The sequence below is a fragment of the Streptomyces sp. SAT1 genome (genome assembly GCF_001654495.1).
Taxonomy (GTDB): Bacteria; Actinomycetota; Actinomycetes; order Streptomycetales; family Streptomycetaceae; genus Streptomyces; species Streptomyces andamanensis.
On the sequence record NZ_CP015849.1, the window covers coordinates 2,775,533 to 2,797,452 of the forward strand.

Genomic DNA, 21,920 nt, shown 5'->3' on the forward strand with positions numbered 1-21,920 from the left:
CGTTCACCCACGGTCCCCCATATGCCGTAGCGAACCGTAACCCATTCACTCCATCGGCCGTTTCCGGGCACGGCAGCACCGACCGCCCGCGCGACCCTTGGATGTCCCGTTGCCCAGGTTCAGTGTCATCGTCCCCGCGTACCGGGTCCAGGCGTATCTGCACGCGTGCCTGGAGTCCGTGCTCTCCCAGTCCTTCATGGACCTCGAACTGATCGCCGTGGACGACTGCTCGCCGGACGCCTGCGGGGAGATCATCGACGAGTTCGCCGCCCGCGACCCGCGCGTGCGCGCGATCCACCTGGCGGAGAACCAGGGCCTGGGCGCCGCCCGCAACGCGGGCATGGCCCGCGCCACCGGCGAGTACCTGCTCTTCCTGGACAGCGACGACACCCTCACCCCCGAGGCGCTGTGGGCGATCGCCGCCCGGCTCAAGGAGACCGGCGAGCCCGACGTCCTGGTCTACGGCTTCGCCCGCACCGACTGGACCGGCCGGCCCGTGCCCGATCCGGCCGGCGGCCTGCTGTGCCAGGAGGGTCCGGCGCCCTTCCGGCTGGCCGACCGCCCCGACCTGCTGCGGGTGCTGATGGTGGCCTGGAACAAGGCGTACCGGCGCGACTTCGTGCGCCGCGAGGAACTCGCCTTCCCGGACGGCTACTACGAGGACACGCCCTGGACGTACCCGGCGCTGCTGGCGGCCGGGTCGATCGCGACCCTGGACCGGGTCTGCGTGCACTACCGGCAGCGGCGCCGGGGCAGCATCCTGGGCACCACGAGCCGCCGCCACTTCGATGTCTTCGCGCAGTACGACCGGGTCTTCGCCTTCCTGGACCGGCGCCCCGAACTGGCCGCCTGGCGGCCGGTGCTGTTCCGGCGCATGGTCGACCACCTCACCACCGTGTTCACCCGCCCCGGCCGGCTGCCGCGCGGCAGCCGCGCCGAGTTCCTGCGCCTGGCCCGGACGTACTACCGCCGGCACCGCTGCCCGGGGGCCCGCCTCGCCCCGCGGACCCGGCTGCGGCACGCCCTGGTCCGGCTCGGCCTGCACCGCGTCTTCCGCGGGCTGCGGCTGGCGATGACCCTGCGCCGCCGGGTCGCCGGCGGCGGCCTGCGGTGCCTGCGGGCACTGCGCGCCGCCCTGCTCCAGGCGCACTACCGGATCCAGCTGTGCCTGCCGGTGCGCGCCGACCGTGCGGTGTTCGCCGCGTACTGGGGGCGCGGGCACGGGTGCAGTCCGGGGGCGCTGGAGGCGGCGTTCCGCGCGCTGGCGCCGCACATCCGCACCGCGTGGATCGCCCGGCCCGGCCACCACGGCCGCACCCCGCCCGGCACCCGCCGGCTCACCCCGGGCACGGCCGCGTACTGGACGGCGCTGGCCCGCTCCAAGTACCTGGTCAACAACGTCAACTTCGACCGCCGCCTGGTCAAGCGGCGCGGCCAGGTGTTCGTGCAGACCCAGCACGGCACCCCGCTCAAGCACATGGGCCTGGACCTCCAGGAGCACCCGGCGGCGGCCCGCGGCATGGACTTCGCCGAGCTGCTGCGCGGCGTCGACAAGTGGGACTACGTCGTCTCCGGCAACCGGCACACCACGCTGACCTGGGAGCGCGTCTACCCGGGCCGGTACACCACGCTGGAGTACGGCTGCCCGCGCGACGACGTCTTCCAGCGGGCGACCTCGGCGGACGTGGCGGCGCTGCGCGCGTCCCTGGGCATCCCGGACGACGTGGTGGCGCTGCTGTACGCGCCGACCCACCGCGACTACCGCCGCACCCAGCGGTCCGCGCTGGACCTGGAGCGCTTCGCGCACCGGCTGGGCCCCCGCTTCGTCGTCCTGGCCCGCGCCCACTACCTGGCCGAGGCCCCGCTCACCGGCGGCCCTGCCCCGTCGGCGCACCGGGCCCCGGCGGCGGGCGGCCGGGTCGTCGACGTCAGCGGGCACCCGAGCGTCGAGGAGCTGTGCCTGGCCTCCGACGTCCTGCTCACGGACTACTCGTCGATCATGTTCGACTACGCCGTGCTCGACCGCCCGATCGTGCTGCTGGCCGACGACTGGGCGGCGTACGAGGCGGCCCGCGGCACCTACTTCGACGTGCGCGCCCAGCCGCCCGGCGCGGTCGCCCGCACCGCCGACGAACTCGTCGACATCCTCACCGGCGGCCACTGGCACGGCTCCCGCTCCGCGCAGCTACGGGCCGCCTTCCGGGAGCGGTTCTGCCCGCTGGACGACGGGCGCGCCGCCGAGCGGGTGGTGCGCCATGTGGTGCTCGGGCAGCGGGACGAGGCGGCCGGGCTGCCGCCCGTCGTGCCGCTCGCCGAGCGCCGTCCGGTGCCGTCGCGGGCCGCGGCCCTCCGGGCCAGGTCACGGCTGGCCACCGTGCCGCCGCCCGCGGGCCCCCAGGCCGTCCATGAGAGCCACTGAGCCGTCCACGCGAGCCACTGAGAGAGAGCAGGATGCCCCGCTTCAGCATCATCGTCCCGTCCCACGGCGTGGCGGGCAGGCTGTCCCTGGCGCTGGACTCCGTCCTCGCCCAGTCCTACGGCGACTTCGAGCTGATCCCGGTCTGCGACGGGCCCGGCGCCCCGGCCGCGGGCGTGGCCGCCGACCGCGCCCGCCGGGACTCGCGGGTGCGGCCGGTGCACTCGCCGCCGTCCGCCGGTCTCGGCGGCGCGCGCAACGCGGGGACGGCCGCGGCGACCGGCTCCTATCTGCTCTTCCTGGACGGCGACGACGTGCTCGCGCCGGGCGCGCTGACCGCGCTGGCCGGGCGGCTGGCCGAGACCGGCGACGTCGACGTGCTGTACTGCGCGCACGAGCGGACGCCCTGGTGGGAGGGGACGGCCGAGCGGGTGCCCCCGGCCGGGGACGCGGACGGAGAGCTGCCCGACGGCGTCTTCGCGCCCGCCGACGCCCCCCGGCTGACCGGGGCGGGGCTGCCCGCGTGGAGCGCCGTCCACCGCCGGGCCTTCGTGAGCGTCCACGGCCTCGCCTTCTCCTGCGGCCACCACACCGACCTCGGCTGGGGCGTGCGCGCGGTGCTCGCCGCCGAGCGGGTCGCGGTGCTGCGCGAGAGCGTCGTACGGCATCTGCTGCGCCGCCAGGGCAGCCGGCTCGAACTCCCGGGCGAGCACCACTTCGACCTCCTCGACCAGTCGGAGCGGGTGCTCGTCCGGGCCACGGAGGCGGGCCTGGCCGCCGAGCGGTACGTGCCGCTGTTCGCGCACGTCATGGAGCTGGTGGTGGCGACGGCCCGGCATCCGGAGCGGCTGCCCGCCGGGCGCCGCCGGGCGTTCCTGCGCGCCGCCCGCGCGCTGTACCGCGCGCACCGCCCGGCCGGGTTCCGGCCGCCCCCGGGCGCCGCGGGCGCGGCGCACCGGCTGCTCGCCACCGGCGCCCACCCGGCGCTGCGCGCGCTGGGCGCCGCCGCCGGGCCCGCCGGACGGGCCGCGCGGGCGGGCCGTACCGCCGCCGCTGCCCTGCGCCGGGTGCGCGCCCGCCTCGGCTACCGCTGGCACCTGCGCCGGCCGCTCGACGAGCGCCTCGTCGTGTACTGCGCGTACTGGGGGCGCGGCTACGCCTGCAATCCGGCCGCGCTGCACGCCAGGGCCCGCGAACTCGCCCCGCATCTGCGGGGGGTGTTCCTGGTCGAGCCGGGCCAGGAACACACCCTGCCCGAGGGTGTCGACCACGCGGTGACCGGCAGCCCGCGCTACTGGAAGGTGCTGGCCCGCGCCAAGTACCTGGTGAACAACGCCAACTTCGCGGACGCCGTCGTCAAACGGCCCGGCAGTGTGCACCTTCAGACCCAGCACGGCACCCCGCTGAAGACGATGGGCTGCGACCAGTCGGTGTACCCGGTGGTCGCGGCGCAGTCGGGCAGCTTCACCCGGCTGCTGCGCCGGGTGGACCGCTGGGACCACAACCTGTCCGCCAACCGGCACTCCACCGAGGTGTGGGAGCGGGCCTTCCCGGGCGCGTACGAGACGCTGGAGTACGGCTATCCGCGCAACGACCTGCTGCTGACGGCCGGTGCGCGGGAGGTGGCCGCGATCCGGCGCGCGCTGGGCGTGCCCGAGGGCGCGACGGCCGTGCTGTACGCCCCCACCCACCGCGACCACCGCACCGGCTTCGAACCGGGCCTGGACCTGGAGGAGTTCTGCGCGGCGGCGGGTGACGACGTCGTCGTCCTGCTGCGCGCCCACTACTTCTACGACCGGGGCGGGCGCGCGGGCAGCGGCCGGGTCATCGACGTGACCGGGCACCGCTCCACGGAGGAGGTGTGCCTGGCCGCCGACGCGCTGGTCACCGACTACTCGTCGATCATGTTCGACTACGCCGTCCTGGACCGCCCGGTCGTCGTGTACGCCGACGACTGGGAGGTGTACCGCGAGACGCGGGGCGTCTGCTTCGACCTGCTGGAGACCCCGCCGGGGCCGGTGGCGCGCACCCCCGGCGAGCTGGCCGGCCTCTTCCGCGACGGCGCGTTCGCCGGGCCCCGGTCGGCGGCGCTGCGGGCGGCGTTCCGTGAGCGGTTCTGCGCCTTCGACGACGGGCGGGCCGCCGAGCGGGTGGTGCGCCGGGTGTTCCTCGGCGAGCCGGAGGAGGCGCTGCCGCCCGTGGTCCCGCTCGCCGCGCGCACCCCGGCCCCGGCCGCGGTGCCCTTCCCGAGGTCCGCCGCCCCGTTCGTGAGGAGCTGACGACAGCAGTGCCCCGCTTCAGCATCATCGTCCCCTGTTTCCAGGTGCAGGGCTTCCTGCGCGAGTGCCTCGACTCGGTCCTCGGGCAGTCCTTCCGGGACATCGAGGTGATCGCCGTCGACGACTGCTCCCCGGACGGCTCCGGCGCGATCCTCGACGAGTACGCGGCGCGCGACGCGCGCGTGCGCGTGCTGCACCTGCCGGAGAACGCCGGTCTCGGCCGCGCCCGCAACGCGGGGGCGGAGCGGGCCACCGGCGACTTCCTCTTCTTCCTCGACAGTGACGACACGCTCACCCCGGGCGCGCTGCGCGCCATGGCGGACCGGCTGGCCGAGACCGACGACCCGGACGTGCTGGTCTTCGACTACGCGCGCACCTACTGGTGGGGCGGGACGCGCCGCAACGCCCTGGCGCGGGTGCTGGCCGAGGCGGGCGGCGCGGGGACCTTCACGGCGGCCGAGCGCCCGGAGATCCTCGATCTGCTGATGGTGGTGTGGAACAAGCTGTACCGGCGCGACTTCGTCGACAAGCACGGCTTCGCCTTCCCGCCGGGCTACTACGAGGACACGCCCTGGACCTTCCCGGTGCTGCTCACCGCGGACCGGATCGCCGCGCTGGACCGGATCTGCCTGAACTACCGGCAGCGCCGGCAGGGCAGCATCCTGTCCACCACCAGCCGCAAGCACTTCGACATCCACGACCAGTACGAGCGGGTGTTCGCGTATCTGGACGACCGGCCCGACCTCGCGTCCTGGCGGCCGTACCTGCACCGCAAGGCGGGCGAGCACTGCCTCGACATCCTGGCCAAGCCGGACCGGGTGCCCCCGGCCGACAAGGCGGAGTTCTTCCGCCGCACGGCCGAGCTGTTCGCCGCGCACCGGCCCGCCGGGGTGCCCGTGCCCGACGGACTGCGGGTCCTGGAGGGCGGGTACGCGGCGTACGCGCTGCAGCGGCAGGCCGCGCGGGCGCGGCGGGAGGCGGGCCGCCGGGCGCGGCAGGTCCGCCGGGTCGCGGCGCGCCGGGCCAAGGACGGCTGGGGCGCGCTGCACGCCCGCCGGCCGCAGGCCGAGGACCTGGTCCTGTACTCGGCCTTCTCGCACCGCGGGGTGCTCGGCGACCCGGCCGCGGTGTACCGCAGGGCCCGGGAGATCGCCCCGCAGCTGCGCGGGGTGTGGGTGGTGCGCGACCCCGAGCGGGCCCGGCGCGCCGGTCTGCTGCCGCCCGGCACCGAGTACGTCGTGCCCGGCGGTCCGCGCTTCCGGGAGCTCGCCGCGCGCGCCGCGTACTTCGTCAACAACGTCAACTGGCCCGACGTCCCCGGCAAGCGGCCCGGCAGCGTGCACATCCAGACGCACCAGGGGACGCCGCTGAAGTACATGGGGGCCGATCTGCTGGGCAAGCCCGGCGCCCGGCACGGCGTGGACGTCCCGGGCATGCTGCGCCGGGCCGACCGCTGGGACCACAGCCTGGTCGCCAACCGCCACTCCGAGCTGGTGTGGGAGCGGGCCTACCCGTGCCGCTTCGGCTCCGCGCGCACCGGCAGCCCGCGCAACGACGTCCTGGTGGGCGCGGCGCCGGACGCCGGGGCGGCGGTGCGCGCCCGGCTCGGCGTCCCGGCGGACCACACCGTGGTGCTGTACGCGCCGACCCGCCGCGAGTACCGGCGCGGCGGGCACGTCGAGCGGTTCGATCCCGCCCGGCTCGCCGCCGACCTGGGCGAGGGGCACACCCTCGTGGTCCGGCTGCACCCGTCGCTCGCGGCCGGTCCGGCGCGTGGTCTGGGCCTGGCCGAGCTGCACCGGCGCGGGGTGCTGGTGGACGCGACGGACGAGCCGTACGTGGAGGACGTGCTGCTCGCCGCCGATGTGCTCGTCACCGACTACTCCGCCCTGATGTTCGACTACGCCAACCTGGACCGGCCGATCGTGGTGCACGCCGACGACTTCGACGCGTACACGGCGAGCCGGGGCGTGTACTTCGACGTGCGGGCCGAGCCGCCGGGCCATGTGGCGCGCTCCTACCGCGAGCTGGCGTGGCTGCTGGCGTCGGGGACCTGGCGGGACGCGGAGTCGGCGCGGCTGCGGGCGGCGTTCCGGGCGCGGTTCTGCGAGTTCGACGACGGCTGGGCGGCGGAGCGGGTGGTGCGCACGCTGCTGCTGGGCGAGCGGGACTGGACGCCGCCCGCGTCCGCCCCGGCCACCGCGCGGACGGCGCCGGGCGGCGGCGCCCAGGTGCCCGCGCAGGCGTCCGGGCACGACCGGCTCGCACCGTCCTGAGCGTGCGCGCCCGGGTCACTCGATGACGAGGTCGACCGGGATGTTGCCGCGGGTGGCGTTGGAGTAGGGGCACACCTGGTGGGCCTGCTCGACCAGTTCGCGGCCGGTGGCCTCGTCCACGGTGTCGGGCAGCTCGACGCGCAGGGTGACGGCGAGCGCGAAGCCCTCGCCCTGCTTGCCGAAGGCGACCTCGCCGGTGACCGCGGCGTCGCTCACGTCCACCTTGGCCCGGCGGCCGACGACGGCGAGGGCGCCGGCGAAGCAGGCCGCGTAGCCGGCGGCGAACATCTGCTCCGGGTTGGTGCCCTGTCCGTCGCCGCCCAGCTCCACGGGCGCGGCGAGCTGCACGTCCAGCTTGCCGTCGGAGCTGTAGGCGCGGCCCTCGCGGCCGTGGGTGGCGGTGGCGACGGCGGTGTAGAGCGTGTCCATGGCGATCCAGCCCTCTCGGAAGACATCGGTGTGCGTTTCCGCGGTTCCTGCGGTTCTTGCGGTCCCCGCGGTTCTTGCGCCATGAGTAGAGCACACAATTAAGTTGTGCACAACTGAATGATGCGCGAGGTACCTCGGGTACCCTGAGGCACATGACGACCGAGGTACCGCGACCCCCCGCCCCCGACGAGGAGTGGCTGCGCCTGGACCACCAGATCTGCTTCGCGCTGCACGCCGCCTCGCGCGCCTTCACCGGCGTTTACCGCTCGCTCCTGAAGGACCTGGGCCTGACCTATCCGCAGTACCTGGTGATGCTGGTGCTGTGGGAGCGCGGCGAGACCCCCGTCAAACAGCTGGGCGAGCGGCTGCGCCTCGACTCCGGGACCCTCTCCCCGCTGCTCAAGCGGCTGGAGGCGGCAGGTCTGGTGACCCGGGAGCGCAGCGCGCACGACGAGCGGTCGGTCCGGGTCCGGCTCACCGCCGAGGGCACCGCGCTGCGCGGGCGCGCGGCTCTCGTGCCGCCCCGGATCATGGCGGCCACCGGCCTGGGGCTGGACGAGATCGAGGATCTGCACGTCCGCCTCGCCCGGCTCACCGACGCCCTGGACTCGGCGGTGCCGGGCCCGTCCGGGCCCGCGGCCGGCGCGGCGGACCCGGAGGGCACCGCGCACTGCGGCTGAGCCGCCGCTCCCGGCGGACGGGCGCGGCAGGCCGCGCTCCCCCAGGCCCGGAACACCCGTTTCACCGCACCTACCGCCTTCTTACCCGCCTGTGGCCGTGTATCGGCACGGACAGGGCATTCGCGCGGTCTACGATCCGCGGTGATGAGTGCCTTCCGGAGCGTGCCGCGGCCACCGGCCCGTACCTCGACGCGACACCGCCTCCTCGCCCTGGCGGCCGCCTGGCTCCTCACCCGAGCGGCGACACTGACCCTGCTCGCCCACGACACGCTGCCCCCGCTGGGCGGCGGCGCCGTGGCGCGCGAGGTGTGGAAGCTGTACCACCACTGGTACCTGGTGCTGGCGCACGGCGCCTTCCCCGCGCACGACCCGCTCTGGCAGTACCCGCCGGGCGCCGCACCGGTCCTGCTCTCCCCCGCGCTGCTGCCCTGGCTGACGTACTTCCAGGCGTTCGTGGCGCTCGCCCTGGCCGCGGACGCGGTGATCGCGGTGGCCCTGGCCCGCGCGGGCACCCGGCCGGACGGCAGTCTGCGCGGCGCCCGCTACTGGACGCTGGGCCTGCCGCTGCTGCTGCACGTCCCGCTCGCCCGCTACGACCTCCAGGTCACCGCCTGCGCCGTGCTCGCCCTGCTGGCCCTGCGCCGCTCCCCGCGCGCCTGCGGGGCGCTGGCCGCACTGGGCGCGCTGATGAAGGTGTGGCCCGCGCTGGTGCTGCTGGGCACCCCCCGGGGCCATACGACCCGCTCGGCGTGGACCTGGGCGGCCGGGACCGGCGCGCTCGCCGCGCTGGTGCTCGCCGCGGTGTTCCGCAACCCGCTGGCCTTCCTGCGCGGGCAGGGCGGGCGCGGGGTGCAGATCGAGTCGTTCGGCGGCACCCTGCTCGCCCTGGCGACCCACGCCGGCTGGCCGGGCGTCGTCCGCTACCGCTACGGCTCGCTGGAGTTCACCGGGCCGTACGTCACCACCGTGGCCCATGTCTTCCTGGCGCTGTCCGCCGCGGCCCTCGCGCCGCTGCTGCTCTGGCGCGTGCGCGCCCGGCGCCGGGCCCCCGACACCCCCTGCGACGCCGCGCTGAGCGCCACCCTGCTGTTCACCGTGACCAGCCGGGTGATCAGCCCGCAGTACATGATCTGGCTGCTCGGACTCGCCGCGGTGTGTCTCACCTCACGGCACACGACCCAGCGTCCCGTCGCCGCCCTGCTCGCCCCGGCCTGCCTGGTCAGCGCGGTCGCCTATCCCACGCTCTACGGCCAGGTGGAGGCCTCCACCTGGGCCGGGTGCGCGCTGATGCTGGCCCGCAACGGCCTGCTGGCGGCCGCCACGGTAGTCTCGTTCGTCCGGCTGTGGCGCTCGACGGAGGCAGCGGTGCCGCACGTCGAACCTGAACGGAGGGCGACCGTCTCCCTCACGGGACGCTAAGTTCCTCTTAACGGGGGATTACCGACCGCACCTACGATATTGGGCCGTGGACTCCATGCACCCGCACCCCCACCCGCACCAGGCCGCCCATGTGGGCGTCGTCGTCATCGGCTACAACGACGTCGACCGCATAGGGCACGCGGTTCGTTCGGCACTCGTCCAGGGCCCCATGGTCCGCGAGGTGATCGCTGTCGACGACTGCTCGACGGACGGCACCTACGAGCTGCTCGTCCGCCTCGCGGAGGGGGAGCCGAGACTGAGAGTGATCCGTCACGAGACCAACAGCGGCGGCTGCGGCACCCCGCGCAACACCGGCATCGACGCGGTGACCGCGCCCTATCTGATGTTCCTGGACAGCGACGACGTCCTGCCGCCGGGCGCGGTGGACGCGCTGCTCACCACGGCGGAGCAGGAGCACGCCGAGGTCGCGGGCGGCCTGTGCGTACGCCGCGAGCTGCCCTCCGGTCTCGAGGTGGCCTGGGAGGAGGAGCTGTACGCGCACAGCCGGGTCCTCACCAGCCCCGCGGAGATGACGGACCTCGTGCACGACACGCTGTGCGTCAACAAGCTGTACCGCACCGACTTCCTTCGGGAGCACGCGGTCCGCTTCCCGGAGGGCCGCTTCCCCTACGAGGACCTGGTCTTCGCCGCCCGCGTCCTGGCCGCGGCGCCGCGCGTGGCCCTCGTCCCCGACCAGGTGTACGTCTGGCACGTGCGCCGGGAGGCGGAGCAGCTGTCCATCTCACTGGACCGGGCGCACATCCGGAACTGGCAGGCGCGCGCCGAGGCCGCCCGGCAGGCGTACGAGATCCTGCTGAACGCCGGGCGCAAGGAACTGGCGCGGGCGGCCCGCGCCAAGTTCCTCGAACACGAGCTGCGCATGTACGCACGCGAGCTGAGCCTGCGCGACGCCGGGTACCGGCGGGCCTGGTGGACGCACACCCGGGCCTATCTGCGGGGGTACGACGCGGCCGACTGGACGAGCGAGCCGACCGCGCCGGGACGGCTGCTCGCCCGGGTGATCCTGGCCTCGCCCGAACCGCGCGACCTGCCGCGCCTGAAGGAGCTCGCCGCCCGCCCGGAGCGGCTGTGCCCGCCCTACGTACGGGACCGGCACGGTGTGCCCATCTGGTCGGAGGACCTGCCCCAGCTCACCCTGGAGCCCTACCTGACGCGGCCGGCCCATCTGCTGCCGCTCGCCGTGGACGCGGCACTGCGCCCCCGCGCGCGGGGCGCCACCCTGCTGCGGCTCCGGCTGCACGAGATGTACGGCGGGGTGGCGCAGGCGGGCCCGCGGACGCTGGAGGTGGAGTGGGTGCACCGCGAGGCGGGCCGCTCCGCGCAGCGCACCACGGTCGCCCTCCGGCCGGACACCGGCGACACCTGGCGGGCCGAGACGTTCGTGGACCTGACGGCGCTCGGCGCGGGCACCTGGGACCTGCAACTGCGGGTGTGCTTCGCCGACGGCACCTCCCGCGAGACGACGGGGCACGCCTGGGCCGGTCCCGGGCTGCTGCGCCGGACCGTCCTGCCCAACCTGCGCTTCGGCATCCTGCTGGTCCAGCCCTACGCCACGCACTCCGGTGCGCTGGCCCTGCGCCTGGCGACCGGCTGGCGCGGTGCCGCGGCCATCCTGCGCGGCAGGCTCCGCCGGCTGCTGCGCCGGGGGGCCGGGTAGGACACGTACCTCTCACGTACCGAGCACCACAGCACCACCCGGGCCAACTGACGAGGAGACGCCCACCATGACCTGGCTGATCACCGGAGGCGCCGGCTACATCGGCGCCCATGTCGTTCGCGCGATGACCGAAGCGGGCGAGCGGGCCGTGGTCTACGACGACCTGTCCACGGGCATCGCCGACCGCGTGCCGGACGGTGTCCCGCTGGTCGTCGGCTCCACCCTGGACGGCGAACGGCTGAAGCGGACCCTGGCCGGGCACCGGATCACCGGCGTCGTCCACCTGGCGGGCAAGAAGCAGGTCGGCGAGTCCGTCGAGCTGCCCCTGCACTACTACCGGGAGAACGTGGAGGGCCTGCGCGTCCTGCTGGAGGCCGTGACGGCGGCCCCGGTGGACGCCTTCGTCTTCTCCTCCTCCGCGGCCGTCTACGGCATGCCGGACGTGGACCTGGTCACCGAGGAGACCCCGTGCGCGCCCCTGTCGCCGTACGGGGAGACCAAGCTGGCCGGCGAGTGGCTGGTGCGCGCGACGGGCCGGGCGTGCGGGACGGCCACGGCCTCCCTGCGCTACTTCAACGTGGCGGGCGCGGCCACTCCCGAGCTGGCGGACACCGGCGTCTACAACCTCGTGCCCATGGTCTTCGAGAAGCTGACGGAGGGCGAGGCACCGCAGATCTTCGGCGACGACTACGCCACCGGCGACGGCACCTGCGTGCGCGACTACATCCACGTGGTGGACCTCGCCGAGGCCCATGTCGCCACGGCCCGCGCGCTGCGCGCCGCCCCCGGCCGCGACCTGACCCTGAACATCGGGCGCGGCGAGGGCGTCTCGGTGCGCGAGATGATCGACACGATCGGCTCGGTGACCGGTCACCACCGCGCCCCGGTGGTGACCACGCGCCGCCCCGGCGACGCGGCCCGTGTCGTCGCCTCCGCCGACCGCGCCGCCGCCACGCTCGGCTGGAAGGCCCGCCACGACGTCCAGGACATGATCACGTCCGCCTGGGCGGGCTGGGTCCGCCACCACCCCGGGACGGCCGGCGCCTGACGGCCGCGGCACGGCCCGCCCGGACGGCCCCGCGGCGGGCCCCGGCGCCGTCGCCGCCGCGCTCCCGCGGGCGCGGGCGCGCGGCGCCGTGCCGTGGGCGGGCGGCCGGACCGCTCGCGCACCGGCGGCCGGCCGGTGTCACAGGGCCTTGAGCGCCTCGGCCGTGCCGCGCGCGAGCGCGCCCAGATAGCCCTTGGGGAGCTTGGGCGTACGGATCACGACCGCGCGCCAGTACAGCGGGCCGGAGATCAGGTCGAGGGCCAGGTCGTGGTCCACACCGGCACCGACCTCCCCGCGCGCCTCCGCCGCCGCGAGGATGCTGCTGGCGACGCCCTCCTGACCGGCGCGCAGGGCCTTCTGCACGGCCTCGGCGAGATCGGGGTTGCGGGCCGCCTCGGCCTGGAGGTCGGGCAGGATCTGCGAGGCCACCGGATGGCGCAGGGCGCGGGAGGTCACCTCGTAGAGCATGCGCAGGTCCATCTCCAGGGACCCGGTGTCGGGGGCGGGCAGGCCCTGGACGGCGAGCGCGGAGACGACGTCGAGCACCAGGTGCAGCTTGGAGCGCCAGCGGCGGTACACGGCGGTCTTGCCGACGCCCGCGCGCCGGGCGATGCCCTCGATGGACATGCGCGCGTAGCCGACCGAGGCGAGTTCCGCGAAGACGGCAGCCCGGATCGCGTCCGTCACGTCCTCGCGGAGCACGGCGGCCCCGGCGGGAGCGCGACGGCGCGGGCGCGTCTGGGGTTCGCCTGCGTTCGTCGTCATGCCGCCCAGCATAGGGCGTTACGACGAAACGGTTGCGTCGCGACGTTACTTGGGCCTACGCTCACGTTGCGACGATACGGTCCCGTCCCGGCGACGTAAAGAGAAGCCGAGGCAACGGGTGGCGGACGCGGAACCGGCAGCCGCGTCACCTCCCCCGGATCCACCCGAATACCCCCCGAACGAAAGCAGCGGATGTGAGTCAGGTCCTCCACACACCGCCCTCGAGCCCGGCGCCCGCCGAAGAAGATCTCGCGGCGCTCGCCGCCCGGCACGGCCTGTCGGTCAGCGGCGCCCGCCCCTCCCTGCCCGCGTACGTGCGCGAGCTGTGGGCACGGCGGCACTTCATCACCGCGTTCGCCACCGCCAAGCTCACCGCCCAGTACAGCCAGGCGAAGCTCGGGCAGGTCTGGCAGGTCGCCACCCCCCTGCTGAACGCCGCGGTGTACTACTTCATCTTCGGCATCCTGCTGGGCACCAGCAAGAACGTGGCGGACTTCGTCCCGTTCCTGGTCACCGGTGTGTTCGTCTGGACGTTCACCCAGAGCTCGATCATGGCGGGCACCCGGGCGATCTCCGGCAACCTCGGCCTGGTGCGGGCCCTGCACTTCCCGCGCGCCGCGCTGCCCATCTCCTTCGCGCTCCAGCAGCTCCAGCAGCTGCTGTTCTCGATGTGCGCGCTCGTGGTGATCCTGCTCTGCTTCGGTGTGATGCCCGCCGCTTCCTGGGCGCTGGCCGTCCCGGTGCTGGTGCTCCAGTTCGTCTTCAACGCGGGCGTGTCGATGGTCGTCGCCCGGCTGGGCGCCAAGACCCCGGACATCGCCCAGCTGATGCCGTTCCTGCTGCGCACCTGGATGTACGTCTCCGGCGTCATGTGGAGCATCGACAAGACGCTCAAGCACAGCAACGTCCCGCACCTGCTCCAGAAGCTGCTGGAGGCCAACCCGGCCGCCGTCTACATCGACCTGATGCGCTTCGCGCTCATCGACAGCTTCAAGGCCCACCAGCTCCCGCACCACGTGTGGGCGTACGCGCTGGGCTGGGCGCTGCTCGCCGGTGTCGGCGGCTTCGTCTACTTCTGGAAGGCCGAGGAGAGGTACGGACGTGGCTGAGCAGGCCGAGCAGACCAGCGAGAACATCCCCACCGTCATCGCCGACAAGGTGGACATCGTCTACCGTGTCCACGGCACGGGCGCCGGGCGCGGCTCGGCGACCGCCGCGCTCAACCGCATCCTGCGGCCCGGGAAGGCCGAGAAGGCGTCGGGCGTGCGCCGGGTGCACGCGGTGAAGAAGGTGTCGTTCGTCGCCTACAAGGGCGAGGCGATCGGCCTCATCGGAACCAACGGCTCCGGCAAGTCCACCCTGCTCAAGGCGGTCGCCGGGCTGCTGCCGGTGGAGAGCGGCAAGATCTACACCGACGGCCAGCCCTCCCTGCTCGGTGTGAACGCGGCGCTGATGAACGACCTGACCGGCGAGCGCAACGTCCACCTCGGCGGTCTCGCCATGGGCATGTCCCGCGAGCAGGTCAGGGAGCGCTACCAGGACATCGTCGACTTCTCCGGCATCAACGAGAAGGGCGACTTCATCTCGCTGCCCATGCGGACGTACTCCTCCGGCATGTCGGCCCGGCTGCGCTTCTCCATCGCCGCCGCCAAGGACCACGACGTGCTGCTCATCGACGAGGCGCTGGCCACCGGCGACCGCTCCTTCCAGCGGCGTTCGGAACGGCGCATCCGCGAGCTGCGCAAGCAGGCGGGCACGGTGTTCCTGGTCAGCCACAGCAACGGCTCCATCCGCGACACCTGCGAGCGCGTGCTCTGGCTGGAGCGCGGCGAACTGCGCATGGACGGGCCCACCGACGAGGTCCTGAAGGAGTACGAGGCGTTCACCAACGCCAAGTAGCCGGCCGCCGCCCGCGGACTCACCGCGTCACGGCGTACAGCACCTGCCCGCCCGGTCCGCCGGCCACCGGGCGCAGGCCGGGATCCCGCTGCGGGCGGCGGCCGTCGAGGACCCAGCGCACGCGGTACGTGCGCAGGATGTCCCGGCGGGCGCCGCGCGGTGTGCCGCGCGCGAAGTAGCGCTCGGCGGCCCGCTCCCGCCGGGCCGCGTCCGGCAGGAAGAACTCCGGGTAGCCGGGCGCCACGGTGTAGGCGCCGTAGGCGGGCACCAGCCGGGACGGGAAGTCCCGGGCCATCACCACATCGCCGTACCGCACATGCGGGGTGATCCAGTGGTATCCGGTCCAGGGGGGCGTGTAGCGCGCGGCGAGCACGGGGGGCAGCGCGTCCCGTCCCACGACGTATCCCACCACCCCCGCCTGCGTCCAGGCGCCCACGGCGAGCGCCGCGGCCAGTGCCCAGGCCCAGCGCAGGCGCACCGCGCGGCGGCCCCCGCCGAACACCTCAAGGGCGATGGCGAGCTGTGCCGGGACCAGCGCGGCGGGCAGCGCCCGGCCCCAGGAGTAGTGGCCGCTGACGAAGCCCGCCGCGCACACCAGCGCGCCCAGCGCACAGAAGATCACCAGCGGGTCCCGCCGGTCGCGCCGGTACCGCAGCACCAGCGCCGCCACCCCGAGCAGCGCCAGCCAGTACCGGCCCGCGAAGTCCGTGTAGAGGGCGCGGTGCACGCTCGCCAGCCCGTCACCGGCCGAGAACAGCGCGAAGAAGTCGTAGTACGGCCACAGCCACAGCACCAGCAGACCCAGCCCGGCCGCCGCGGCGATCCGCGGCCGCTGGGCGCGCGGCGGCCGGGCGGCGACGACCGTGGCGAGCGCGCCCAGCGTGGCGACCACCCCGGTGAACTGGTGGCAGAGCAGGATCACCGCCCACAGCACGCCGGTGCCCAGCCACACCTCCCAGCCGGCCTGCGCGCGCAGCGTCCGGCTGAGCCACGCCCACAGGTGGAAGGAGAGCCCGAGGGCGAACACGCTGGGGTAGGAGACCGTCAGCGCCAGCGAGTTCAGGGAGAGGAAGCCGCTCCAGTTGATGAGCACGGTGCCCCACAGCAGCACCAGGCTCAGCGCGGCCAGCGCGGGCGCGGCCGGATGCGGGCTCAGTGTCCGTACGTACCGGCGCACGCCGGTGGCCAGGAGCGCGAGTCCGGCGAGCGCGGCCAGCCGCAGCACGATGAAGACCGACCAGCCGCCGACCCGCGCGACACAGCCGAGCAGCAGCATCCACGGCGAGTAGTAGGGGCTCGGGGTGTCGGCGGCGACGAGCGGGTTGCCGGGGTGCAGCAGGCTGTGCCGCAGGCGTTCGACGGTGGCCGCGTGCATGCCGAGGTCACCGGCCCAGGGCAGCCGGACGATCACCAGGAGCAGCAGGACGAGGAGCAGCGCGACGGCGGCCCGGGGCGCGGCGGAACGTTTCACGCGGCCGACCGGCGGCCGGGACGCCGCTCGGCCGGCGGAACGCGCCTCAGGCGGCGCGGCGCGCATCGCGAGGAAGGACCGGGGCGCGGTGGGCGGCGGAGGCGGTGTACCGGGCGCGTTTCACCATCACGCGCGCAACTTTAACCGAATGATCCTGATTAGCCGGAAAGGCTACCGGACGCCGTGCGGAGTTTCCCGCCCGGCGGAACGAGGCGCCCGGAGCGGCCAGGGCGGCCGGAGCGGACGACGCGAGGGCGCCCCGGGCCGTCCGGCCCGGGGCGCCCTCGTACACCGGCGGTGCGCGCTACGAGTGGGTGCGCAGCAGCGTCCGCATCGTCCGCATGGCCACCGAGAGGTTGGCCAGGTCGAACGCGTCCGAACCGCGGATCTCCTCCAGGGTGGTGCGGGCCCGGGAGAGGATCGCCGCGTTCTTCTCCTCCCACACCTCGAAGCGCTGCTCCGGCGTGGCGGCGGCGTCGCCCACGGCGAGGACGTCGGCCGTCAGCGCCGCGTGCGCCGCGTACAGGTCCTCGCGGATCGCCGCACGGGCCATGGACTGCCAGCGGTCGGCGCGCGGCAGCTCGATGATGCGGTCCATCAGCTGGGTGATGGCGAGCCGGTCGGCCAGGTCGTAGTACACCTCGGCGACGTCCATCGGGTCCCGGCCCATGCGGTCGGCCACCGAGACGATGTCGAGCGCCGGGAAGGCGGAGGAGAACCCGGCCACCCGCGCGGCCAGTTCGTCCGGGACGCCGGCCGCGGACAGCTCGTCGTAGACCTGCTGGTACCACTCCTGGTCCGCGCCCTTGAGCAGCTTGGGCAGCTGCGCCCACACCTGCTCGACCCGGTCGGCGAAGAACTCCACCGTCTCGCCGAGCTGGAGCGGCTGCGGCCGGTTGTTCAGCAGCCAGCGGGTGCCGCGCTCGACCAGGCGGCGCGAGTGCAGCCGGATACGGGTCTGGACCTCGGCCTCGACCTTGTTGTCCAGCGCCTCGACCGCGTCCCACACCGGTGCCGAGCGGAAGATCGTACGGGCCACGGTCTGCGCCCGGACGATCTCCTCCAGCGACGCCCCGGTCTCCTCGCGCAGCCGGTGCAGATACGTCGTACCACCGGTGTTGACCGTGTCGTTGACCAGGACGGTCGTGGTGATCTCGCGGTTCAGCGGGTGGTGGTCGATCTGCTCCTCGAACCGCTCGCGCAGCTGGGTCGGGAAGTAGGTGTGCAGCAGCCCGCGCAGATACGGGTCGTCGGGCAGCGAGGTGTGCAGCAGCTCCTCGGCGACCGTGATCTTCGTGTACGCCAGCAGGACGGCCGTCTCCGGACCGGTCAGGCCGTGTCCGGCGGCCAGCCGCTCGCGGATCTGGCGGTCGGTGGGCAGGAACTCCAGCGCCCGGTCCAGATGGCCCTCGCGCACCAGGTGCTTCATGAAGCGCTGCTGGGCGTGGACCATGTCCTTGGACTGGGCGAGGGCGTTGGCGATCGCCGTGTTCTGCGCGTAGTTGTTGCGCAGCACCAGCGCGCCGACCTCGTCGGTCATCTCCGCCAGCAGCTTGTTGCGCTGCTTGACGGTCATGTCGCCGTCGGTGACCAGCCCGTTGAGCAGGACCTTGATGTTCACCTCGTGGTCGGAGGTGTCCACGCCCGCGCTGTTGTCGATGGCGTCGGTGTTGACCCGGCCGCCGGTCTGCGCGAACTCGATCCGGCCGAGCTGGGTGCAGCCCAGGTTGCCGCCCTCGCCGACGACCCGGACCCGCAGGTCGCGGCCGTCGACCCGGATGGCGTCGTTGGCCTTGTCGCCGACGTCCGTGTTGGACTCGGTGGACGCCTTGACGTACGTGCCGATGCCGCCGTTCCACAGCAGGTCCACCGGGGCCTTGAGGATGGCCCGCATCAGGTCGGCCGGGGTCATCTTGGTGACGCCGTCCTCGATGCCCAGCGCCTCGCGGATGTGCGCGTTGACCGGGATGGACTTCAGCGTGCGCGGGAAGATCCCGCCGCCGGCCGACACCAGCGCGGTGTCGTAGTCGGCCCAGCTGGAGCGCGGCAGGTCGAACAGGCGGCGCCGCTCGGCGTAGCCGGTGGCCGCGTCCGGGTTCGGGTCGATGAAGATGTGCCGGTGGTCGAAGGCGGCGACCAGGCGGATGTGCTCGCTGAGCAGCATGCCGTTGCCGAACACGTCGCCGGACATGTCGCCGATGCCGACGACCGTGAAGTCCTGCGACTGGGTGTCGACGTCCAGCTCGCGGAAGTGCCGCTTGACCGACTCCCAGGCACCGCGGGCGGTGATGCCCATGCCCTTGTGGTCATAGCCCGCGGAGCCGCCGGAGGCGAAGGCGTCGCCGAGCCAGAAGTCGTAGGACTCGGCGACCTCGTTGGCGATGTCCGAGAACGTCGCCGTGCCCTTGTCGGCCGCGACCACCAGGTAGGTGTCGTCGCCGTCGTGGCGGACCACGTCCCGCGGGGGCACGACCTCGCCGGCCACCATGTTGTCGGTGATGTCGAGCAGCGCCGAGATGAACGTCCGGTAGCTGGCGATGCCCTCGGCCAGCCAGGCGTCCCGGTCCACGGACGGGTCCGGGAGCTGCTTGGCGACGAAGCCGCCCTTGGCGCCGACCGGCACGATCACGGTGTTCTTCACCATCTGTGCCTTGACCAGGCCCAGGATCTCGGTGCGGAAGTCCTCGCGCCGGTCGGACCAGCGCAGACCGCCGCGGGCGACCTTGCCGAAGCGCAGGTGCACGCCCTCCACCCGCGGCGAGTACACCCAGATCTCGTACGCCGGGCGCGGTGCGGGCAGGTCCGGGATGGCCTGCGGGTCGAACTTCATGGAGACGTAGTCGTGCGGCCGGCCGGCCGCGCTCTCCTGGAAGAAGTTGGTGCGCAGGGTCGCCTTGATGACGGTGAGGAAGGAGCGCAGGATGCGGTCCTCGTCGAGGGAGGCCACCTGGTCCAGGGCCGCGTCCAGCTCTTCGAGCAGGGCGTCGACCAGCTCGTGGCCCGCGCGCTGCCGCTCGGGCGCCATCCGCGCCTCGAACAGGGAGACCAGCAGCCGGGTGGTGTGGACGTTGTTGCGGAGGGTGTCCTCCATGTAGTCCTGGCTGAAGGTGGAGCCCGCCTGGCGCAGGTACTTCGCGTAGGCGCGCAGCACCATGGCCTGGCGCCAGCCCAGTCCGGCGCTCAGCACCAGCGCGTTGAACCCGTCGTTCTCCGCCTTGCCGGTCCAGGCGGCGGCGAAGGCGTCCTGGAAGCGCTCGCGGGCGTCGTCGGCGAGGTAGTCGCCGCCGCCCGCGGGCGCCTTGGGCATGCGCAGACCGAAGTCGTAGATCCAGGCCGTCGTGCGGTCCGCGCAGCGCAGCTCGTACGGCCGCTCGTCGGTGACCTCCACACCGAGCCGGCTGAGCACCGGCAGCACCTGCGAGAGGGAGACCGAGCCGCCCTTCTGGTAGATCTTGAAACGGCGCTCCTCGGGGGCGGCGCCGACCGGCTCGTACAGGCTGAGCGCGAACGTCTTGTCGTCGTCCAGCTGCTCCAGGTTGACCAGGTCGGCGACGGCGGCGCGCGGGCTGTGGTCGGCCTTGTAGCCCTCGGGGAAGGCGGCGGCGTAGTGGCGCAGCAGCTCGGCGGCGCGCTCCTCGCCCAGCTCGGCGGTGAGCGCCTCGGCGAAGGCGTCGGCCCAGGAGCGGGCGGCCTCCACCAGCCGGGCCTCGATGCGCTCCTTGTCGGCGTCGGACAGCTCGGGCAGCTCGGTGCCCTGCGGGACGCGGACCACGAAGTGCAGCCGGGACAGGATCGATTCGGTGTTCCAGGCCGTGAAGTCGACGCTGGTGCCGCCCAGCTCCTCCTTCAGGATGTCGATGATCCGCAGGCGCACGCCGGTGGTGTAGCGGTCGCGCGGGAGGTAGACCAGCGCCGAGTAGTAGCGGCCGTACTCGTCCTGGCGCAGGTACAGCCGCAGCCGGCGGCGCTCCTGGAGGTAGAGCACGGAGGTGGCGATCGCCTGGAGCTCGGCGACCGGCGTCTGGAACAGCTCGTCGCGCGGGTAGGTCTCCAGGATCTGGGTGAGGTCGCGGCCGTCGTGGCTGTTGGGCGAGAAGCCGGCGAGGGCGAGGACCTCCTCGACCTTGCGGCGGATCACCGGCACCCGGCGCACCGACTCGGTGTACGCGGCGGACGAGAACAGGCCCAGGAAGCGGCGCTCCCCGATCACCTCGCCGTTCGCGTCGAACTTCTTGACGCCGATGTAGTCCAGGTAGGACGGCCGGTGGACGGTGGCCCGGCTGTTGGCCTTGGTCAGCACGAGCAGCTTGTGCTCGCGGGCCTTGGCGCGGGCGTCGGCGGGCAGCCGCTCGAAGGACGGGCTGACCGGGTGGCTGTCCTCGCCCGCGTGCGGCGGGTCCGAGCGCAGTATGCCCAGACCGGTGCCGGGCACCGCGGCCAGGGTGTCGTCGCCGTGCAGCTCGTACTCGCGGTAGCCGAGGAAGGTGAAGTGGTCGGCGGAGAGCCAGCGCAGCAGCTCGCGGGCCTCCTCGACCTGCTGTCCGGGCAGGTCGGCGGGGACCGGCTCGTCGGGCAGGCCCTCGGCGATGCGGATGGCCGCGTCGCGCATCTTCTCCCAGTCCTCGACGGCCTCGCGGACGTCGGACAGGACGCGCAGCAGATCGGCGGTGATCTGCTTGAGGTCGGACCGGTCGGTCTCGCGGTCGATCTCGACGTGGATCCAGGACTCGACGTGCGCGTCGTGCGGCAGCGGCTCACCGGCAGGCGCGGCGGGCAGCACCTCCAGCAGCTTGCCGGTCACGTCGCGGCGGACGACGACCTGCGGGTGGACGACGACGTGGATGCCGCGGCCCTGGCGGGTCAGCTCGTTGGTGACCGAGTCGACGAGGAAGGGCATGTCGTCGGTGACGACCTCGACCACGGAGTGGCTGCACGTCCAGCCGTTCTCCTCGACGGTCGGGGTGTGCACCCGGACGTTGGCCGTCCCCTGCGGGCGGTTCTCGGCCAGCCGGTAGTGCGAGAAAGCGGCTCCGAAGACGTCGACCGGGTCGCGGTCCGCGAGGTCCTCGGGTGCGGTGTGCAGGTAGTAGCGCTGGAGGAAGGCGAGCACACAGTCCCGGTCCGGGGTGCCCTCGCCCGTCATCCCGGCCGGGAGGTGCCCCCCGGCCGGACTGTTCTCAGCTACCCGAACGGCCCTTTCGAGCAACTCGGCCTTGGCTTCGTCCAGCTTGGTCTGCATTGTCCTCTGGCTCCTGTCGCGCGCCGTTGCGTGACGTTGAAGGAAGTACGGTCTCGGCCCTTCCGGCGTGACGTCGCGGTCCGGGGTGTCCGGACCTTTCCGACGCTATGCCGAGAGGTGAGAAGAGCGGGGGGTTATCGGCCAACTTCGACGCGTCCGTGGAGTGTGACGCTGCTCTCGCCCGCGCCGCTGCCGGGCATCGGCCCGGCGTCCTGGAGGCTGTGGGGTACGGAAAGGCCCCGGCCGACCCGCGAGGACCAGCGACCGCCGCCCGGTCACGGATGTGGTCCGTGCACTCCGGGCGCAGAGCGGAGGCGAGCG

At 73.6% G+C, this 21,920-nt stretch carries 13 protein-coding genes; 9 read left to right on the forward strand and 4 right to left on the reverse strand.

The features are described 5' to 3' along the window. Window positions 1–109: 109 nt before the first annotated feature. Genes A8713_RS12040 through A8713_RS12050 form a run of 3 tightly spaced genes read left to right on the forward strand, consistent with a single transcriptional unit; the run spans window position 110 to window position 6,971 of the window. Window positions 110–2,419, forward strand: a complete 2,310-nt coding sequence (locus A8713_RS12040) for a bifunctional glycosyltransferase/CDP-glycerol:glycerophosphate glycerophosphotransferase (RefSeq protein ID WP_064533406.1) — start codon at window positions 110–112, stop codon at window positions 2,417–2,419. 32 nt (window positions 2,420–2,451) lie between these two features. Then, entirely contained in the window at window positions 2,452–4,695 is a 2,244-nt protein-coding gene (locus A8713_RS12045; protein WP_064533407.1) for a bifunctional glycosyltransferase family 2 protein/CDP-glycerol:glycerophosphate glycerophosphotransferase, read from the forward strand. Between the two features lie 8 nt (window positions 4,696–4,703). Next, entirely contained in the window at window positions 4,704–6,971 is a 2,268-nt protein-coding gene (locus A8713_RS12050; protein WP_064533408.1) for a bifunctional glycosyltransferase/CDP-glycerol:glycerophosphate glycerophosphotransferase, read from the forward strand. 15 nt (window positions 6,972–6,986) lie between these two features. Here A8713_RS12050 and A8713_RS12055 read toward each other — a convergent pair whose 3' ends face one another. Next, entirely contained in the window at window positions 6,987–7,400 is a 414-nt protein-coding gene (locus A8713_RS12055) for an organic hydroperoxide resistance protein (protein WP_064533409.1), read from the reverse strand. 152 nt (window positions 7,401–7,552) lie between these two features. On the opposite strand from A8713_RS12055, the gene A8713_RS12060 reads away from it, so the two are divergent. The 4 genes from A8713_RS12060 to galE all read left to right on the forward strand — a co-directional run bounded on the left by A8713_RS12060 (window position 7,553) and on the right by galE (window position 12,225). After that, window positions 7,553–8,080 carry a MarR family winged helix-turn-helix transcriptional regulator gene (locus A8713_RS12060; RefSeq protein WP_064533410.1) on the forward strand — a complete coding sequence of 176 codons (528 nt, stop codon included), beginning with the start codon at window positions 7,553–7,555 and terminating at the stop codon, window positions 8,078–8,080. A gap of 144 nt (window positions 8,081–8,224) precedes the next feature. Beyond that, window positions 8,225–9,499, forward strand: coding sequence for a glycosyltransferase 87 family protein (locus A8713_RS12065; RefSeq protein ID WP_064533411.1), 1,275 nt, complete (start codon window positions 8,225–8,227; stop codon window positions 9,497–9,499). 55 nt (window positions 9,500–9,554) lie between these two features. After that, on the forward strand, window positions 9,555–11,177 hold the full coding sequence (locus A8713_RS12070) for a glycosyltransferase family 2 protein (RefSeq protein WP_064537457.1): 1,623 nt from the start codon (window positions 9,555–9,557) through the stop codon (window positions 11,175–11,177). A gap of 67 nt (window positions 11,178–11,244) precedes the next feature. After that, window positions 11,245–12,225, forward strand: coding sequence for a UDP-glucose 4-epimerase GalE (galE, locus tag A8713_RS12075; RefSeq protein ID WP_064533412.1), 981 nt, complete (start codon window positions 11,245–11,247; stop codon window positions 12,223–12,225). A 138-nt stretch (window positions 12,226–12,363) separates the two neighbouring features. On the opposite strand, the gene A8713_RS12080 is transcribed toward galE, so the two are convergent. Continuing rightward, window positions 12,364–12,990 carry a TetR/AcrR family transcriptional regulator gene (locus tag A8713_RS12080; RefSeq protein ID WP_064537458.1) on the reverse strand — a complete coding sequence of 209 codons (627 nt, stop codon included), beginning with the start codon at window positions 12,988–12,990 and terminating at the stop codon, window positions 12,364–12,366. Window positions 12,991–13,184: 194 nt separating this feature from the next. Here A8713_RS12080 and A8713_RS12085 point away from each other — a divergent pair, with 194 nt between their 5' ends. Both A8713_RS12085 and A8713_RS12090 read left to right on the forward strand, forming a co-directional pair. Then, window positions 13,185–14,099, forward strand: a complete 915-nt coding sequence (locus tag A8713_RS12085) for an ABC transporter permease (protein ID WP_064533413.1) — start codon at window positions 13,185–13,187, stop codon at window positions 14,097–14,099. Further along, window positions 14,092–14,889 carry an ABC transporter ATP-binding protein gene (locus A8713_RS12090; RefSeq protein ID WP_064533414.1) on the forward strand — a complete coding sequence of 266 codons (798 nt, stop codon included), beginning with the start codon at window positions 14,092–14,094 and terminating at the stop codon, window positions 14,887–14,889. Before A8713_RS12085 ends, A8713_RS12090 begins: the two co-directional genes overlap by 8 nt. A gap of 19 nt (window positions 14,890–14,908) precedes the next feature. Here the strand turns inward: A8713_RS12090 and A8713_RS12095 are convergent, their stop codons facing one another. Both A8713_RS12095 and A8713_RS12100 read right to left on the reverse strand, forming a co-directional pair. Beyond that, window positions 14,909–16,426 (reverse strand): hypothetical protein, encoded by a 1,518-nt coding sequence (locus A8713_RS12095; RefSeq protein WP_443069713.1) that lies wholly within the window; start codon window positions 16,424–16,426, stop codon window positions 14,909–14,911. A 238-nt stretch (window positions 16,427–16,664) separates the two neighbouring features. After that, on the reverse strand, window positions 16,665–21,599 hold the full coding sequence (locus tag A8713_RS12100; protein WP_064533415.1) for an NAD-glutamate dehydrogenase: 4,935 nt from the start codon (window positions 21,597–21,599) through the stop codon (window positions 16,665–16,667). Window positions 21,600–21,920 lie beyond the last annotated feature (321 nt).

Excerpts from the sequence above, each read along its gene's own strand:
- A8713_RS12065 (WP_064533411.1), top strand. The coding sequence starts at position 8,225 with ATGAGTGCCTTCCGGAGCGTGCCGCGGCCACCGGCCCGTACCTCGACG.
- A8713_RS12070 (WP_064537457.1), top strand. The coding sequence starts at position 9,555 with ATGCACCCGCACCCCCACCCGCACCAGGCCGCCCATGTGGGCGTCGTC.
- A8713_RS12060 (WP_064533410.1), top strand. The coding sequence starts at position 7,553 with ATGACGACCGAGGTACCGCGACCCCCCGCCCCCGACGAGGAGTGGCTG.
- A8713_RS12055 (WP_064533409.1), bottom strand. The coding sequence starts at position 7,400 with ATGGACACGCTCTACACCGCCGTCGCCACCGCCACCCACGGCCGCGAG.
- A8713_RS12045 (WP_064533407.1), top strand. The coding sequence starts at position 2,452 with ATGCCCCGCTTCAGCATCATCGTCCCGTCCCACGGCGTGGCGGGCAGG.
- A8713_RS12095 (WP_443069713.1), bottom strand. The coding sequence starts at position 16,426 with ATGCGCGCCGCGCCGCCTGAGGCGCGTTCCGCCGGCCGAGCGGCGTCC.
- A8713_RS12100 (WP_064533415.1), bottom strand. The coding sequence starts at position 21,599 with ATGCAGACCAAGCTGGACGAAGCCAAGGCCGAGTTGCTCGAAAGGGCC.
- galE (WP_064533412.1), top strand. The coding sequence starts at position 11,245 with ATGACCTGGCTGATCACCGGAGGCGCCGGCTACATCGGCGCCCATGTC.
- A8713_RS12080 (WP_064537458.1), bottom strand. The coding sequence starts at position 12,990 with ATGACGACGAACGCAGGCGAACCCCAGACGCGCCCGCGCCGTCGCGCT.